Source organism: Rhodococcus sp. R1101 (assembly GCF_000278445.1).
Classification (GTDB): Bacteria; Actinomycetota; Actinomycetes; order Mycobacteriales; family Mycobacteriaceae; genus Rhodococcus; species Rhodococcus gordoniae.
On the sequence record NZ_AJVB01000944.1, the window covers coordinates 1 to 467 of the forward strand.

The 467-nt window shown below is 68.7% G+C and carries 1 protein-coding gene; it reads right to left on the bottom strand.

Features of this window, described 5'->3' with window-relative positions:
- A partial coding sequence (locus R1101_RS29060) for an NAD(P)-binding domain-containing protein (protein ID WP_037225466.1) occupies window positions 1–319 on the bottom strand: 319 nt, incomplete at its 3' end.
- Window positions 320–467: the final 148 nt, after the last annotated feature.

A 467-nucleotide genomic window follows, 5' to 3' on the forward strand; every position in this document is an offset into this window, starting at 1 on the left:
CGATGATGATGTCGCCGGGTTCCATGGCGTCGGCGAGCTCGTCGATGACCGCGTCGGTGGCGTCGCCGGCCTTGACCATGATCAGGACGCGGCGCGGCTTCTCGAGGGCGGCGACGAACTCGTCGATGGTCTCGGTGCGGACGAAGGTGCCGTCGTCGCCGTGCTCGGCGAGCAACGCGTCGGTCTTGGCGATGCTGCGGTTGTGGAGGGCGACGGTGTAGCCGTGGCGGGCGAAGTTGCGGGCGATGTTCGAGCCCATCACGGCCAGTCCGGTCACGCCGATCTGGGCCTGCGGTGTTTCGGTGCGTTCGACGGTCATGGTCTACAGCTTCCCCCGAACAGCGGGCCGATCGAAATCGGGGCGGGCCGAACGGGGCGGCGTGTCGGGGCTCAGCGGCCGAGCAGCAGGGACAGTTCGGTGAGCCAGGGCATCGCTACGGCGATGGTGGGTACGACGAGGATCGCGG